Origin of the sequence: Mycolicibacterium xanthum, from assembly GCF_019710635.1 — a bacterium.
GTDB lineage: Bacteria > Actinomycetota > Actinomycetes > Mycobacteriales > Mycobacteriaceae > Mycobacterium > Mycobacterium xanthum.
Genome location: NZ_JAIFZS010000053.1, coordinates 56,466 through 70,738, shown reverse-complemented (window position 1 = coordinate 70,738; position 14,273 = coordinate 56,466). Strand labels below are relative to the sequence as shown.

Genomic DNA, 14,273 nt, shown 5'->3' with positions numbered 1-14,273 from the left:
GACCGCCGACGCGGCGGCGAACCTGTGGGACACTTTCACTGGAAGTGCCTTTCCGAGTTGTGCCGATAAGTGCGTAAGGAACACTCATCATCACAGCTCAGAGGGCACTTTCCTCGTCACGACACCCGATGACCAGCCGATTCGTCGGTGGATCGAGGCTTAGCCGAGATTCATGACCAGATCAAGCACACACCTGGATTCGAGGCCGATACCAAGATGTGGACAGCGGGGAAAATATTGTGTCGAACGGCGCTTTGCCTTGCCAACGCAAGCCTGCACATACGACAACAAAGATTCAGAATCCTAGCCCAGGTCGCAAACGGCGCCTGACTAGGACATGGTCGTCCTGAGCCCTTCAAGCTCCCGCTTTCACCGGCGTGATTGTTCACGCACCGGGCCGGTGCGGAGCCAATGCCGCCGTAAGCTCATCGATCTTTGGTTTCTGCCCTTCGTCGCAGGTTAGGGAGAGAAAACCCCGGCAGGCGATCAAAATCTCGTATGTCGCAGGTTTCTTCCGTTTAGCCGGTTTGAATTTCACCTGTATGTCCCGGAAATCGGAAACATGCTCTCGGTTCGGCAGGTCTATGGCAGGAATCTTCTCCAACCATTCTCCATCGAAGACAATTTTCTTCCCGTCGGTCCCCTGCAAGACGATGGACATCGATACTCCGTCCGTTTTCGGCCCGACCCTTTGGGCCGAACGGCGTGATCGTAGCCCAGCCATGGAACGAGCAGTCGCCAAGGCCGTAGCTATTTCATGGGTTTACGAACTTGGAAAGCCTTACCGGATCAGAACCATGAAGTGCTGGTCAGGAAAGGGGCGCGTGGCGCATCCACGTGCAACGGCGCTGGGCCTCGGTGCGGGTCGGTGATGTCCGGTTCTCCGACGTGCAAGCCTGGTTCGCTGAACTGGCCGTGAAGGTTGTCCGCGTCGATGGTCGCAAACATCTACTCGGTGCTCGCAAGAATCCTTGACGACGCAGTGCGCGACCGGGCGCTGGCATCGAACCCGGCGCGCGGGGTGAAGCTCCCCAAGCGGCCACCCCGGCACAACGTCTACCTCACGGCGACCCAACTCGACGCGCTGGCGACGAAGCGGGCCGGTACGGGTCGCTGGTGCCGTTGCTCGGCGTCGGCGGTCTCCGGTGGGGTGAAGCCGCCGCGCTGAGAGTGTCTGATGTGGACTTCCTCCGGCGGCGCGTCACCTTGCACCGAAACGCCGTCAAGGTCGGCGGCACCTTCGCGGTCGGCACCCTCAAGAGCAACAAGAGCCGCACTGTGGCGGTGCCCGCGTTCGTGATGGATGCCCTGGCCGACACCGCCAATGGCAAGAGCCGCGACGACTTGCTGTGGCCGTCGCGCGCGGGCGGCTACCTCGGACCGCCGGTCACGAACAAGTCGTGGCTCTCGGGGCCCGCGGAGCGTTGCATGAAAGCCGACCCGACGTTCCCGCGAGTCACCGCCCACGACCTCCGGCACACCGCCGCGTCCCTGGCCATCAGCGCCGGGGCCAATCCCAAGGGTCGTGCAACGGATGCTCGGCCACGCCTCAGCGGCGATGACGTTGGACGTGTACGCCGATCTGTTCGAATCCGACCTCGACACGGTCGCCAAGAATGTGGCCAAAATGTGGCCACGGCAAGCACATTCGCAATGATGTTCGACACCGAAAACGGCTCTACCAGAGCATATTCGGTTAGCGTTATGGTGCCCTCGGTGAGATTCGAACTCACACTGTACGGGTTTTGAATCCGTTTCCTCTGCCAGTTGGGATACGAGGGCGTCGTCGCCGTGGGGCGCGGCCTCCCACCATAGAGGATGCCCCCGCGTTCGCTCATACGGGATTCGACCGCCACAATGTTCTGCATGTCACCCGCTCCAGCGTCACCGTCAGACGCCGTCGCACCCCGTCGGGTTCTCGTCGCCGAAGACGAGGCACTGATCCGCCTCGACCTGGCCGAGATGCTGCGCGAGGAGGGTTACGAGATCGTCGGCGAGGCCGCCGACGGTCAGGAGGCGGTCGAGTTGGCCGAGTCGCTGCGACCCGACCTGGTGATCATGGACGTCAAGATGCCGCGGCGCGACGGCATCGACGCGGCCTCGGAGATCGCATCCAAGCGGATCGCCCCGATCGTCATCCTGACCGCGTTCAGCCAGCGCGAACTCGTCGAGAAGGCCCGTGACGCCGGGGCGATGGCCTACCTGGTCAAACCGTTCAACATCACCGATCTGGTTCCGGCCATCGAGGTCGCGGTCAGCCGGTTCAGCGAGATCGCCGAGCTTGAGAAGGAGGTCGCGACGTTGTCGGACCGCCTCGAGACCCGCAAGCTCGTCGAACGCGCCAAGGGTTTGCTGCAGACCAAGCAGGGGATGTCCGAGCCCGAGGCGTTCAAGTGGATCCAGCGCGCGGCGATGGACCGGCGCACCACCATGAAACGGGTCGCCGAAGTGGTCCTGGAGACCCTCGACCCGCCCGCCGAGGCGCCGGAGACTCCGGAGAAATAGCCCGCGGCGTCGAGGGCAGCCCGTTAAGACTGCGTTTCCGGCGCCGGGATTCGCCGGGGTGACCTGCTGCCGCCACGCGCGGCGTTTTCCAACATCACGCATCCGGGCTACCGGTTGGTTATGGTTTCCGGCGAAGCATCGCCGCCCCGGCCGTCCTCGGGCGGAGCGCCGGTGCGGACCAACTCAGTGAACCGGAGGTGAAACGTGCGCGGTCGCGTGGCACGGAGTGCATTGGCTCTCACGAGCGCGGGTCTGCTGGCGCTCGGCATGGCCGGCTGTAGCCAGTCGGCGCCGGAAGAGAGTTCCGGCGGCGATTCCGACCTGGCCATCGTCGAGCAGGTCCAGATCGACGAGAACGGGGCGGAGGTCCAGGCGGATTCGAGCACCGCCCCCGCCGACCCCGCCGGTGACGGCAACGCCACCTGCCCACCCGTGTCGATCGCGATGGCCGGCGCGCTCACCGGCCCGGACGCCGCCCTGGGCATCAACATCAGAGACGGTGTGCAGTTGGCCGTCGACAAGCACAACGAGGCCAACCCCGGCTGCCAGATCCAGTTGAAGACCTTCGACACCGAGGGCGATCCGCAGAAGGCGACCGCGATCGCCCCGCAGATCGTCGACGATCAGTACACCATCGGCCTGATCGGCCCGGCGTTCTCCGGCGAGACCAAGGCGACCGGCGATGTGTTCAGCCAGGCCGGGCTCACCGCGGCGACCGCGTCGGCGACCAACGTCACGCTCTCCGAGCAGGGATGGCGCACCTTCTTCCGCGGCCTGGCCAACGACGGCGTGCAGGGCCCGTCGGTCGCGAACTACATGAAGAACACGCTGAACATGCAGAAGGTCTGCGTCGTCGACGACAGCACCGACTACGGTCTGGGCCTGGCCCAGGCGATCCGCGACACCCTCGGACCGGTCGCCGACGCCGGCTGCAACATCTCGGTCAAGAAGGGCGACAAGGACTTCTCGGCCGCCATCACCCAGATCAACGGGGTGTCACCCGAGGGCGTGTTCTACAGCGGGTACTACGCCGAGGCCGCGCCGTTCGTCCAGCAGCTGCGCGACAGCGGCTCCGAGGCGACCTTCGTCAGCGGCGACGGCGTCAAGGATCCCGAGTTCGTCAAGCAGGCCGGGTCGTCGTCCAAGGATTCGGTGATCTCGTGCCCGTGCGGGCCCGCCAGTGAGGCGTTCGCGCAGGAGTACACCGACAAGTTCAGCCAGGCGCCCGGAACGTACAGCACCGAGGGCTACGACCTGGGCACGATCATGGTCAAGGCGATCGACTCCGGGGCGATCACCCGGCAGGCCGTGCTGGACTTCTTCACCAACTACGACGGCCAGGGCGTGGCCCGGCGGTATCAGTGGAACCCGGAGGGCGAGCTGACCACCAGCCTCATCTGGATGTACAAGGTTCAGTAGTCGACGAGGACGAGACGCGTCCGGAACAGGTTGGTTCCGGACGCGTTTTCGTACCTCCTCCCGTCACCAGGAGCCGGTAACCGGATGATGCCCGATTGTCTCGATCAGTACGCCTGTGTCGCGGCGAACATCGATCTCAACTTCGAAGGACTGCGAAACGGGTTCTGGCAGCTGACGATCGACGGACTGGCGTGGGGCGCCATCTACGCGCTGGTCGCCGTCGGCTACACGCTGGTCTACGGTGTGCTCAAGCTGATCAACTTCGCCCACTCCGAGATCTTCATGCTGGGCATGTTCGGCACCTACTTCTGCCTGGACATGATCCTGGGCTTCACCCCGAGCGGCAACGCCTACAACCTCGGCATCGGGCTGACGATCTTCTATCTGTTGGTGGCGATGCTGTTCGCGATGCTGGTCTCCGGAACGGCGGCGGTCGGGCTGGAGGCCGTCGCATACCGACCGCTGCGCCGGCGCAACGCCAACCGGTTGTCGTTCCTGATCACCGCGATCGGGATGTCGTTCGTGCTGCAGGAGTTCGTCCACTTCATCCTGCCCAAACTGATCGACGGGTACGGGGGCAGCAACGCGCAGCAGCCCATCACGCTGGTCGTGCCCAAGAGCCAGTTCACCGTCTTCGGGGCGTCGGTCACCAACGTCACCATCGTGATCATCGTCGCCGCGCTGCTGCTGGCGCTGGCGACCGACACGGCGATCAACCGGACCCGACTCGGGCGTGGCATCCGGGCCGTGGCGCAGGATCCGTCGACCGCGACGCTGATGGGCGTGTCGCGGGAACGCGTCATCATGTCCACCTTCCTGATCGGCGGTCTGCTGGCCGGCGCCGCCGCGCTGTTGTACACGCTCAAGGTGCCGCAGGGCATCATCTACTCGGGTGGATTCCTGTTGGGCATCAAGGCCTTCTCGGCCGCCGTGCTGGGCGGGATCGGCAACCTGCGGGGCGCGCTGCTCGGCGGTCTGCTGCTCGGTGTCATGGAGAACTACGGGCAGGTGATCTTCGGGACGCAGTGGCGCGACGTGGTGGCATTCGTGCTGCTGGTCCTGGTGCTGCTGTTCCGCCCGACCGGGATACTGGGGGAAAGCCTCGGGAAGGCACGAGCATGAGCAGCCACTCGACGAGCAGCCGCCTGCTGGCCCCCGGCGATGGGCTGCGCACCTGGTGGAACGATCGGACCCGGGTGCAGAAGTGGGGCTTCGGCGTGCTGGGGTTCGGGGCTCTGGCACTGCTTCCGCTCTACACCCCGGCGTTCCTGGACACCCCGGGCATCAGTTTCGGCGGCACCATGGCGCAGTTCGCGATGGTCGCGATCATTGCGATCGGTCTGAACGTCGTCGTCGGCCAAGCCGGCCTGCTCGATCTGGGCTATGTCGGCTTCTATGCGGTCGGCGCGTATACCGTCGCACTGCTGACCAGCCCGGAAAGCCCGTGGAACAAGGTCGGCCCGGAAGGGTTCTTCAGCACCGACTGGGCGTGGTTGTCCTGTGTGCCGATAGCGATGGCCATCACGGCACTGACCGGTCTGATCCTGGGCACCCCCACGCTGCGGTTGCGCGGCGACTACCTGGCCATCGTCACACTGGGCTTCGGCGAGATCATCCGGCTGATGGCCGACAACCTCTCCGACGTCACCAACGGCCCGCGCGGCCTCAACCAGGTGGCCTACCCGCGGCTCGGCGAGAGCGAGCAGCTGCCCAACGGCGTGTTCTCCACCGCCAACTCGTCCGGTGACGCCAACTACGGAACCTGGTGGTTCTGGCTCGGACTGGTGCTGATCGTCGCCGTGCTGCTGCTGGTCGGCAACCTCGAACGCAGCCGCGTCGGTCGTGCCTGGATCGCGGTGCGCGAGGACGAGGACGCCGCGGAGATCATGGGCGTGCCCACCTTCCGGTTCAAGTTGTGGGCGTTCGTGATCGGCGCGGCCGTCGGCGGGCTGTCGGGCGCGCTGTACGCGGGCCAGGTGCAGTACGTCGCCCCGCCCACGTTCAACATCATCAACTCGATGCTGTTCCTGTGCGCGGTGGTACTCGGTGGGCAGGGCAACAAGCTCGGCGTCGTCTTCGGGGCGTTCGTCATCGTCTACCTGCCCAACCGGTTGCTCGGCGTGCACTTGTTCGGCATCAATCTCGGCGACCTGAAGTACCTGTTCTTCGGGCTGGCGCTGGTGGTGCTGATGATCTTCCGGCCGCAGGGGCTGTTCCCGGTGCGGGCCCAGCTGCTCGCCTACGGTAAGAGCGCGCGGAACCTGTTGCGCGGCAACGACGAGAAGGCCGACGGGAAGGCCGACGGGAGGGCCAGGGTATGACCGAGCCCGCCCAGGACGAAGACCTCGCCGGCCTGCACCGTGAGGTGCAGGCGGCCGAGGGTGAAAAGCTCTTGGCCACCGACGAATTGACCGTGAAGTTCGGCGGGCTGGTCGCCCTGGACTCGCTGACCTTCGACATCAAGCGCGGCGAGATCCTCGGTCTCATCGGCCCGAACGGCGCAGGCAAGACCACCTGTTTCAACGCCATCACCGGGGTGTACCGGCCGGCGTCGGGCACCGTGATCTTCGACGGGGCACCACTGGGATCGATCAAGCGCCACGAGATCACCCGCAAGGGCATCGCCCGCACCTTCCAGAACATCCGGTTGTGGGGTGAGATGACCGCCCTGGAGAACGTGGTGGTCGGCACCGATGCCCGGCACAAGACATCGGTGCCCGGTGCGCTGATCCGCTCGCCACGACATCGCCGGGAGGAGCGCGACGCGATCGAGCGCGCTGCGGCGCTGCTGCAGTTCGTCGGGATCGCGCACCGCGGCGAGGAGAAGGCCAAGAACCTGCCCTACGGCGACCAGCGCCGGCTGGAGATCGCCCGGGCGTTGGCCACCGAGCCCAAGTTGCTGTGTCTGGACGAGCCGGCCGCCGGGTTCAATCCCAGCGAGAAGTCCGCGCTGATCGACCTGATCCACAAGATCCGCGACGACGGCTACACCGTGCTGCTGATCGAACACGACATGAGACTGGTGATGGGGGTGACCGACCGCATCGTCGTGTTGGAGTTCGGCCGCAAGATCGCCGATGGCCTGCCCGCCGAGATCCGCGAGGATCCCGCTGTCATCGCCGCGTACCTGGGGGTTCCTGATGATGGCGAATGAGCCGAACGCATCCTCGAAGCCGGTGCTGCTGGAAGTCCGCGACGTCGTCGCGCACTACGGCCGGATCCAGGCGCTGCACGGGGTCTCGCTGGTGGTGCACGAGGGCGAGCTGGTCACGCTGCTGGGCTCCAACGGGGCCGGCAAGACGACGATGATGCGGGCGATCTCGGGCCTGCTGCCGCTGTCGTCGGGGTCGGTCTGGTTCGACGGACGCGACATCTCCCGGGTCAAAGCTCACAAGCGAGTCGCCGACGGGTTGATCCAGGCCCCCGAGGGGCGCGGGGTGTTCCCCGGGATGACGGTCACCGAGAACCTCGAAATGGGCTGCTTCGGCAGGAGATTCGAGAGCCGGGCCGCACACCGGGAACGGCTGGACTGGGTGTTCGAGACCTTCCCGCGGCTCGCCGAGCGCAAGAACCAGATGGGCGGCACGTTGTCCGGCGGCGAGCAGCAGATGCTCGCGATCGGGCGGGCCCTGATGGCGCGGCCCAAGGTGCTGCTGCTCGACGAGCCGTCGATGGGCCTGGCCCCGATGGTGATCTCGCAGATCTTCAAGATCATCGCCGAGATCAACGCCGCCGGCACCACCGTGCTGCTCGTCGAGCAGAACGCCCAGCAGGCGCTGACCCGTTCGGATCGGGCCTACATTCTCGAGACGGGGGAGATCACCCGCACCGGCAACGCCCGGGACCTGCTGGCCGACGACAGCATCCGCGCCGCCTACCTCGGCGTCGCCTGAGCGCTCTCGTTCCGCGAGCGTGCATGTCTGTACGTGACACGCCGCCAAGATCCGGGACTTTGCGCACGCTCGCCGCGACCGATCTCAGCCGATCCGAAAGCGCTTGACCCGAGCCGTAGCCCCGGCAGTCAGCTTGACGTGGCTGCGTGGCACGCCGAGGTGTTCGGCGAGCACCCGAACGACCGCGTCGTTGGCCTTGCCGTCGACCGCTCGCTCACGGACGAAGATCGTCAGCTGGCCGTCCGGTCCGATCTCGACCAGGGGCCCATTGGAGCTGCCAGGTTTGACCCGTACTGAGATCACCTCTGCCACGGACTCATTGCACCTCACGAGGGTGCGCTTTCTGCCAGGTTTTGCGGTGTGTCGGTGTGCAGACCCGCGCGCTCGCGCAATGGAGGTGCGCGCTCAGCGCGCGACGATGACCGAGGAGCCGTGGCCGAACAGGCCCTGGTTGGCGGTGATGCCGACGGTGGCGTTTTCGACTTGGCGGCCGGTGGCCTGGCCTTTGAGCTGCCAGGTGAGTTCGCAGACTTGGGCGATGGCTTGGGCGGGGATGGCTTCGCCGAAGCTGGCCAGTCCGCCGGAGGGGTTGACCGGGATGGTTCCGCCGAGGGTGGTGGCCCCGCTGCGCAGCAACGCTTCGGCGTCGCCCTTGGGGCACAGGCCCAGGTGTTCGTACCAGTCCAGTTCCAGCGCGGTGGACAGGTCGTAGACCTCGGCCATCGACAGGTCCTCGGGTCCGATGCCGGCCTCGGTGTAGGCGGCGTCGAGGATCTGGTCTTTGAACACCCGGTCGGGGGCCGGCACGACGGCGGTGGAGTCGGTGGCGATGTCGGGCAGTTCGGGCAGGTGTTGGGGGTAGTGCGGGGTCTGCAGGCTGACCGCACGCACCGACGGCACGCCGTGGGCCGATCCGAGGTGTTTTTCGGTGAAGCTCTTGGAGGCCACGATCAGGGCGGCCGCGCCATCGGAGGTGGCGCAGATGTCGAGCAGGCGCAGCGGGTCGGAGACCACCGGGCTGGCCAGCACGTCGTCGATGCTGACTTCTTTGCGGTAGCGGGCATTGGGGTTGCCCACGCCGTGGCGGGCGTTTTTGACCTTGACCGCGGCGAAGTCGGCGGCGGTGGCGCCGTAGAGGTCCATCCGGCGGCGCGCCAGCAGCGCGAAGTAGACGGTGTTGGTGGCCCCGATCAGGTGGAAGCGCTGCCAGTCCGGGTCGTCTTTACGTTCCCCGCCGACGGGGGCGAAGAACCCCTTGGGGGTGGTGTCGGCACCGATGACCAGAGCGACGTCGCACAGCCCGGCCAGGATGTGGGCGCGCGCGCTTTGCAGGGCTTGGGAGCCGCTGGCGCAGGCGGCGTAGCTGGAGGTCACCGGGATGCCGTTCCAGCCCAGTTTCTGGGTGAACGTCGAGCCGGCCACGAAGCCCGGGTAGCCGTTGCGGATGGTGTCCGCGCCGGCGACCAGCTGGATCTGGCGCCACCGCAGGCCGGCCTCGGCCAGCGCGGCGCGCGCGGCCACCACACCGTATTCGGTGAAGTCGCGGCCCCATTTGCCCCACGGGTGCATCCCGGCACCGAGGATGAAGACCGGCTCGGGGCTCACGCCAGACCCCCCTCGCTGGAATCGGCGGGTTCCTCTGCGCTGCCCGCGTCCGCGGTCTTCCACGCGTAGACGATGCGCTCGATGCCGTCGTCGTCGACATACAGCACCATGGTGGCCAGTTCCATCGCCATGCCGACCCTCAGGTCGGCGGCCAGCGTGCCGTCGACCACCTTGCCCAACACGATCAGACCCTCCTCGGCCAACTCCACGGCGGCCACCGCGAACGGCTCGAACGGATCCGGGGCCGGATACGGCGGCGGGGGCGCATACCGGTTCTCGGTGAAGCTCCACAGCGTTCCGCGCCGCGACAACCCCACCTGGGCCAACTCATCACCCTCACAGTCGGGGTTGGGACAATTGTCGGCCCGCGGCGGGAACACATACGTCCCACACCGATCACACCGACCACCGATCAGATACGGATCACCCGACCCATCGATGGCGAACCAACCATCGACCGCGGGTTGCGTGGAAGCCGACACGCGGTCAGCGTACCCAGTCCGGCGGAAAAACTGAAACGTGTTCCAGTTTGCCCTGCCGGGAACTTGGGATCGGTAGCGATCGGGCCCCGGTGCACTTGTGCCGGAGTAGCGTCCCGGGCATCACCGTCCGGGGGCCCAGGAGAGCGGAGACCATCGATGGGATTCTTCAAGAAGGCCAAGGAAGCGGCCCAGCAGGCCCAGCAGGCCGGCATGGTGCACGTGCAGGGAGCGGGCCCGATCGATCCGGCAGCGTTCGGCGGGCCGTCGACCCGCTCGGTGTCGTCCGACGACCCGATCTGGGCGCCCATCAACGGAATATCGCTGGAGGACTACGCCTCGCTGGCCCGCGACGCGCAGGCCCGCGGGGTGACCGATGAGCCCGGCATGATCGCGATCGCCCAGGAGCGCGGCTGGAATCCGGCGGACACCAAGGCCGCACTCGACGGCTGGGTGCAGCGGATGGGCCAGTCGATGGCCGTCGGCCAGCAGTTCCGCCGCTTGCTCGGCTACTGAAAGGGATCGGCGACCATGCCCAACCCGTTCCAGGACTGGGCTCGGATGTACGGCGCCAACCAGCGGTATCTGCAGGCGCAGTGCCGTCCGTCATCGTTCTTCGGTCAGATCGGCGACATCCCGAACCGGATCCACGAGGCCGCCGACGCCTCGGAGATCGGCATGCGGATGATGCGCCATTCCCAGCTGACCAACGGCGCCGGGGCGCCGGGGGTCGCGACCGTCGAAGGCGTGTGGCAGGTCGGCTCGTATCTGAATCTGTCGCCGGTGTTGCGCATCCAGGTGCGGGTCGAGCGCGATGATGCCACCCCGCCCTACGGCGCGGTCTTCGACGAGGTGGTCGCCGGGCTGCACACCGGGCGGGTGCGGCCCGGCGCCACCCTCGCGGTCTGTGTCGACCCGCAGAACCCGTACGACATGGCGATCGACTGGATCCGGACCGGTCGGCTCTGAGCGGTCCGGGGCGCCCGGTAGCGGTGCGCACCGTGTCACACCGAATGCCTAGAGTGAAGGCCGTGAGCCCAGCCAAGACCGCATCGGATCCCAGAGCCGGCAGCCAGGGCACTGCGTCCGCCGACGACAAGCCGACACTGATGCTGCTGGACGGCAACTCGCTGGCCTTCCGTGCCTTCTACGCGCTGCCCGCCGAGAACTTCAAGACCCGGGGTGGGCTCACCACCAATGCGGTATACGGGTTCACCGCGATGCTGATCAATCTGCTACGCGACGAACAGCCCACCCACGTCGCCGCCGCGTTCGATGTGTCGCGCCAGACCTTCCGCTCGGAGAGGTACCCGGAGTACAAGGCCAACCGGAGCTCGACGCCCGACGAGTTCCGCGGTCAGATCGACATCACCAAGGAGGTGCTCGGCGCACTGGGCATCACGGTGCTCGCCGAGGCCGGCTTCGAGGCCGACGACGTGATCGCCACTTTGGCCACCCAGGCGCAGGGGGAGGGTTACCGCGTGCTGGTGGTCACCGGTGACCGTGATTCGCTGCAACTGGTCACCGACGACGTCACCGTGCTGTACCCCCGCAAGGGGGTCAGCGAACTGACCCGGTTCACGCCGGACGCGGTGCAGGAGAAGTATGGGTTGACGCCTGAGCAGTACCCGGACTTCGCGGCGCTGCGCGGCGACCCCAGCGACAACCTGCCGGGCATTCCGGGGGTCGGGGAGAAGACCGCGACCAAGTGGATCGCCGAATACGGTTCGCTGCAGGCCCTCGTCGACAACGTCGACAAGGTCAAGGGGAAGGTCGGCGAGGCGCTGCGCGCGAACCTGTCCAGCGTCGTGCTCAACCGCGAGCTCACCGACCTGGTCCGCGACGTACCACTGGCGCAGACGCCGGACACGCTGCGGATGCAGCCGTGGGACCGTGACCACATCCACCGCCTGTTCGACGACCTGGAGTTCCGGGTTCTGCGGGATCGGCTGTTCGACACCCTGGCCTCGGCCGACCCCGAGGTCGAGGAGGGCTTCGACGTCCGGGGATGCGCGCTGCAGTCCGGCACGTTGGCGTCCTGGCTGGCCGGGCACGGGGACGGCACGAGGTTCGGCCTGGCCGTGGTCGGCAACCATCTGGCGTTCGACAGCGACGCGACCGCTCTGGCGATCGTCGCGGCCGACGGCGACGGCCGCTACATCGACACCACGACACTCGACCCGGCCGACGAGGCGGCGCTGGCATCCTGGCTGGCCGATCCCGGCGCGCCGAAGGCGTTGCACGAGGCCAAGCTGGCCATGCACGACGTTCAGGGCCGCGGCTGGTCGCTGGCCGGCGTCACATCCGACACCGCACTGGCCGCCTACCTGGTTCGGCCCGGGCAGCGCAGCTTCGCGCTCGATGACCTGTCGCTGCGCTATCTGAAGCGCGAGTTGCGGGCCGATAACCCTGAGCAGCAACAACTTTCGCTGCTCGATGACGCCGAGGGCGTCGACGACCAGGCGGTGCAGACCCTGCTGCTGCGGGCCGGGGCGGTGACGGATCTGGCCGACGCGCTGGACGAAGAGCTGTCCCGCATCGACTCGTCGGAGCTGCTGGGCAGCATGGAGCTTCCGGTCCAGCGGGTGCTCGCCGAGCTGGAGACCGCGGGTATCGCCGTGGACCTGCAACACCTCTCGGAGCTGCAGAGCGAGTTCGGCAACATGATCCGCGACGCCGCCGAGGCGGCGTATGCGGTGATCGGCAAGCAGATCAACCTGGGCTCGCCCAAGCAGTTGCAGGTGGTGCTGTTCGACGAGTTGGAGATGCCGAAGACCAAACGCACCAAGACCGGCTACACCACGGATGCCGACGCGTTGCAGGGTCTTTTCGACAAGACGGGTCACCCGTTCCTGCAGCATCTGCTGGCCCACCGGGACGCGACCCGGCTGAAGGTCACGGTGGACGGCCTGCTCAACGCCGTGGCCTCGGACGGCCGGATCCACACCACGTTCAACCAGACGATCGCCGCCACCGGCCGGCTGTCCTCCACCGAGCCGAACCTGCAGAACATCCCGATCCGCACCGAGGCGGGCCGGCGCATCCGCGACGGCTTCGTGGTCGGTGACGGGTTCGCGGAGCTGATGACGGCGGACTACAGCCAGATCGAGATGCGGATCATGGCCCATCTGTCCGGGGACCAAGGCCTCATCGAGGCGTTCAGGACGGGGGAGGACCTGCATTCGTTCGTGGCGTCGCGGGCGTTCGCGGTGCCCATCGACGAGGTCACCCCCGAACTGCGCCGGCGGGTCAAGGCGATGTCGTACGGCCTGGCGTACGGGCTGAGCGCCTACGGCCTTTCCCAGCAGCTCAAGATCTCCACCGAAGAGGCCAAAGACCAGATGGAGCAGTACTTCGCGCGGTTCGGCGGGGTGCGCGACTATCTGCATCACGTCGTCGACCAGGCTCGCAAGGACGGCTACACGTCGACGGTGTTCGGCCGCCGCCGTTACCTTCCCGAGCTCGACAGCAGCAACCGCCAGGTGCGCGAGGCGGCCGAGCGCGCCGCGCTCAACGCCCCGATCCAAGGCAGCGCCGCCGACATCATCAAGGTCGCGATGATCAACGTCGACCGGGCGGTCAGGGATGCCGGTCTGTCGTCGCGGATGTTGCTGCAGGTGCACGACGAGCTGCTGTTCGAGGTCGCCGACGGCGAACGCGACACCCTGGAGGCCCTGGTGCGTGAGCACATGGGCGACGCCTATCCGCTCAACGTGCCGCTGGAGGTCTCGGTCGGGTACGGCAAGAGCTGGGACTCTGCCGCGCACTAGCTGCGGAAACAGCCGCGTCAGCAGTCGATTTCGGGGGCCCCTACCTCTTGCTGGGCGCTGGTGAACGCCGCGGCGCCGTGCAGCAGCGCTGCGCGGTCACCGTCGGGCATCTGTTCGGCGACCTCGCGGAACAGTCGGACGCGCATGTCGACGAGCTCGGTAAGGACGGCGCGGCCGGCCGACGTGAGGTCGAGGATCGTGGCGCGCCGGTTCCGGGGCGACACTCCTCGGGAGACCAGCCCGGCGGCGGCGAGGCGGTCGCTGAGCCGGCTGGCCGAGGACGGCACCAGCCCCAGCTCCGCGCCCAGTTCGGTCACTTGACTGGGCCCCAGCCGGTCGAGCGCCTGCAGCGCGCGCAGCGCCGGGAGCCCGATGCGCCGCTCCATGTGTTCGAGCACAACGACATTGAGGTCGAGTAACCCGCGGGTCGCGCGCTCGAGCGATTCCGAATAGCCGGCCACCTCCGGTGCAGCCGCCCGCGATGACGCAGGTGCCATCACCGGCCTCCGTTCGTCCGTTATGCCGCCACTTTACATCCGAACTGCACGACATCTTTACAGGAAATTATGCGGTTTGGAGATTATCCAGGATGGAAACAACTT

Annotated in this window: 16 protein-coding genes and 1 tRNA gene; 11 read left to right on the top strand and 6 right to left on the bottom strand. The window is 66.8% G+C overall.

Going from position 1 to position 14,273, the window contains the following annotated elements:
* Positions 1 to 385: 385 nt before the first annotated feature.
* Positions 386 to 661 (bottom strand): hypothetical protein, encoded by a 276-nt coding sequence (locus JDV09_RS19980; RefSeq protein ID WP_221370871.1) that lies wholly within the window; start codon positions 659 to 661, stop codon positions 386 to 388.
* Between the two features lie 273 nt (positions 662 to 934).
* Between JDV09_RS19980 and JDV09_RS26985 the strand changes: the two genes are divergently transcribed.
* Complete coding sequence (locus JDV09_RS26985) at positions 935 to 1,168, top strand: hypothetical protein (RefSeq protein ID WP_255605676.1); 234 nt, start codon at positions 935 to 937, stop codon at positions 1,166 to 1,168.
* Positions 1,117 to 1,749 carry a tyrosine-type recombinase/integrase gene (locus tag JDV09_RS26980; protein ID WP_308124180.1) on the top strand — a complete coding sequence of 211 codons (633 nt, stop codon included), beginning with the start codon at positions 1,117 to 1,119 and terminating at the stop codon, positions 1,747 to 1,749. Before JDV09_RS26985 ends, JDV09_RS26980 begins: the two co-directional genes overlap by 52 nt.
* Here JDV09_RS26980 and JDV09_RS19970 read toward each other — a convergent pair.
* Positions 1,706 to 1,782: transfer RNA gene (locus JDV09_RS19970), tRNA-Leu, on the bottom strand. The genes JDV09_RS26980 and JDV09_RS19970 overlap by 44 nt on opposite strands.
* Positions 1,783 to 1,866: 84 nt before the next feature.
* On the opposite strand from JDV09_RS19970, the gene JDV09_RS19965 reads away from it, so the two are divergent.
* The 6 genes from JDV09_RS19965 (at position 1,867) to JDV09_RS19940 (ending at position 7,817) form a co-directional block, all read left to right on the top strand.
* Positions 1,867 to 2,505, top strand: a complete 639-nt coding sequence (locus JDV09_RS19965) for a two-component system response regulator PdtaR (RefSeq protein ID WP_221370870.1) — start codon at positions 1,867 to 1,869, stop codon at positions 2,503 to 2,505.
* A gap of 204 nt (positions 2,506 to 2,709) precedes the next feature.
* On the top strand, positions 2,710 to 3,924 hold the full coding sequence (locus JDV09_RS19960) for a branched-chain amino acid ABC transporter substrate-binding protein (protein ID WP_221370869.1): 1,215 nt from the start codon (positions 2,710 to 2,712) through the stop codon (positions 3,922 to 3,924).
* 84 nt (positions 3,925 to 4,008) lie between these two features.
* Positions 4,009 to 5,046 (top strand): branched-chain amino acid ABC transporter permease, encoded by a 1,038-nt coding sequence (locus JDV09_RS19955; protein ID WP_221370868.1) that lies wholly within the window; start codon positions 4,009 to 4,011, stop codon positions 5,044 to 5,046.
* Complete coding sequence (locus tag JDV09_RS19950) at positions 5,043 to 6,245, top strand: branched-chain amino acid ABC transporter permease (RefSeq protein WP_221370867.1); 1,203 nt, start codon at positions 5,043 to 5,045, stop codon at positions 6,243 to 6,245. The genes JDV09_RS19955 and JDV09_RS19950 overlap by 4 nt, the downstream gene beginning before the upstream one ends.
* Positions 6,242 to 7,078: an ABC transporter ATP-binding protein gene (locus JDV09_RS19945; RefSeq protein ID WP_221370866.1), complete on the top strand. Its 837-nt coding sequence runs from the start codon at positions 6,242 to 6,244 to the stop codon at positions 7,076 to 7,078. Before JDV09_RS19950 ends, JDV09_RS19945 begins: the two co-directional genes overlap by 4 nt.
* Complete coding sequence (locus tag JDV09_RS19940; RefSeq protein ID WP_221370865.1) at positions 7,068 to 7,817, top strand: ABC transporter ATP-binding protein; 750 nt, start codon at positions 7,068 to 7,070, stop codon at positions 7,815 to 7,817. Before JDV09_RS19945 ends, JDV09_RS19940 begins: the two co-directional genes overlap by 11 nt.
* Positions 7,818 to 7,901: 84 nt before the next feature.
* Here the strand turns inward: JDV09_RS19940 and JDV09_RS19935 are convergent, their stop codons facing one another.
* The 3 genes from JDV09_RS19935 to JDV09_RS19925 form a co-directional block, all read right to left on the bottom strand.
* Positions 7,902 to 8,129 carry a DUF167 domain-containing protein gene (locus JDV09_RS19935; RefSeq protein ID WP_221370864.1) on the bottom strand — a complete coding sequence of 76 codons (228 nt, stop codon included), beginning with the start codon at positions 8,127 to 8,129 and terminating at the stop codon, positions 7,902 to 7,904.
* 93 nt (positions 8,130 to 8,222) lie between these two features.
* Entirely contained in the window at positions 8,223 to 9,422 is a 1,200-nt protein-coding gene (locus tag JDV09_RS19930; RefSeq protein WP_221370863.1) for a lipid-transfer protein, read from the bottom strand.
* Positions 9,419 to 9,904 carry a Zn-ribbon domain-containing OB-fold protein gene (locus JDV09_RS19925; protein WP_221370862.1) on the bottom strand — a complete coding sequence of 162 codons (486 nt, stop codon included), beginning with the start codon at positions 9,902 to 9,904 and terminating at the stop codon, positions 9,419 to 9,421. Before JDV09_RS19925 ends, JDV09_RS19930 begins: the two co-directional genes overlap by 4 nt.
* Before the next feature lie 156 nt (positions 9,905 to 10,060).
* Between JDV09_RS19925 and JDV09_RS19920 the strand changes: the two genes are divergently transcribed.
* The 3 genes from JDV09_RS19920 to polA all read left to right on the top strand — a co-directional run bounded on the left by JDV09_RS19920 (position 10,061) and on the right by polA (position 13,671).
* The gene (locus JDV09_RS19920; RefSeq protein WP_221370861.1) at positions 10,061 to 10,417 is read left to right on the top strand and encodes a hypothetical protein; all 357 of its coding nucleotides are present in this window, start codon (positions 10,061 to 10,063) and stop codon (positions 10,415 to 10,417) included.
* A gap of 15 nt (positions 10,418 to 10,432) precedes the next feature.
* On the top strand, positions 10,433 to 10,870 hold the full coding sequence (locus JDV09_RS19915) for a hypothetical protein (protein WP_221370860.1): 438 nt from the start codon (positions 10,433 to 10,435) through the stop codon (positions 10,868 to 10,870).
* 62 nt (positions 10,871 to 10,932) lie between these two features.
* A complete protein-coding gene (gene polA, locus JDV09_RS19910; RefSeq protein ID WP_308124179.1) occupies positions 10,933 to 13,671 on the top strand; it encodes a DNA polymerase I in 2,739 nt (912 codons plus the stop codon).
* A 17-nt stretch (positions 13,672 to 13,688) separates the two neighbouring features.
* Here the strand turns inward: polA and JDV09_RS19905 are convergent, their stop codons facing one another.
* On the bottom strand, positions 13,689 to 14,168 hold the full coding sequence (locus JDV09_RS19905; RefSeq protein ID WP_221370859.1) for a MarR family winged helix-turn-helix transcriptional regulator: 480 nt from the start codon (positions 14,166 to 14,168) through the stop codon (positions 13,689 to 13,691).
* Between the last annotated feature and the right edge of the window lie 105 nt (positions 14,169 to 14,273).

Bases quoted from the DNA above. Each gene is read 5' to 3' on its own strand.
- JDV09_RS19980 (WP_221370871.1), bottom strand. From the start codon at position 661: ATGTCCATCGTCTTGCAGGGGACCGACGGGAAGAAAATTGTCTTCGAT.
- JDV09_RS26985 (WP_255605676.1), top strand. From the start codon at position 935: ATGGTCGCAAACATCTACTCGGTGCTCGCAAGAATCCTTGACGACGCA.
- JDV09_RS19965 (WP_221370870.1), top strand. From the start codon at position 1,867: ATGTCACCCGCTCCAGCGTCACCGTCAGACGCCGTCGCACCCCGTCGG.
- JDV09_RS19955 (WP_221370868.1), top strand. From the start codon at position 4,009: ATGATGCCCGATTGTCTCGATCAGTACGCCTGTGTCGCGGCGAACATC.
- JDV09_RS19950 (WP_221370867.1), top strand. From the start codon at position 5,043: ATGAGCAGCCACTCGACGAGCAGCCGCCTGCTGGCCCCCGGCGATGGG.
- JDV09_RS19945 (WP_221370866.1), top strand. From the start codon at position 6,242: ATGACCGAGCCCGCCCAGGACGAAGACCTCGCCGGCCTGCACCGTGAG.
- JDV09_RS19940 (WP_221370865.1), top strand. From the start codon at position 7,068: ATGGCGAATGAGCCGAACGCATCCTCGAAGCCGGTGCTGCTGGAAGTC.
- JDV09_RS19920 (WP_221370861.1), top strand. From the start codon at position 10,061: ATGGGATTCTTCAAGAAGGCCAAGGAAGCGGCCCAGCAGGCCCAGCAG.
- JDV09_RS19915 (WP_221370860.1), top strand. From the start codon at position 10,433: ATGCCCAACCCGTTCCAGGACTGGGCTCGGATGTACGGCGCCAACCAG.
- JDV09_RS19905 (WP_221370859.1), bottom strand. From the start codon at position 14,168: ATGGCACCTGCGTCATCGCGGGCGGCTGCACCGGAGGTGGCCGGCTAT.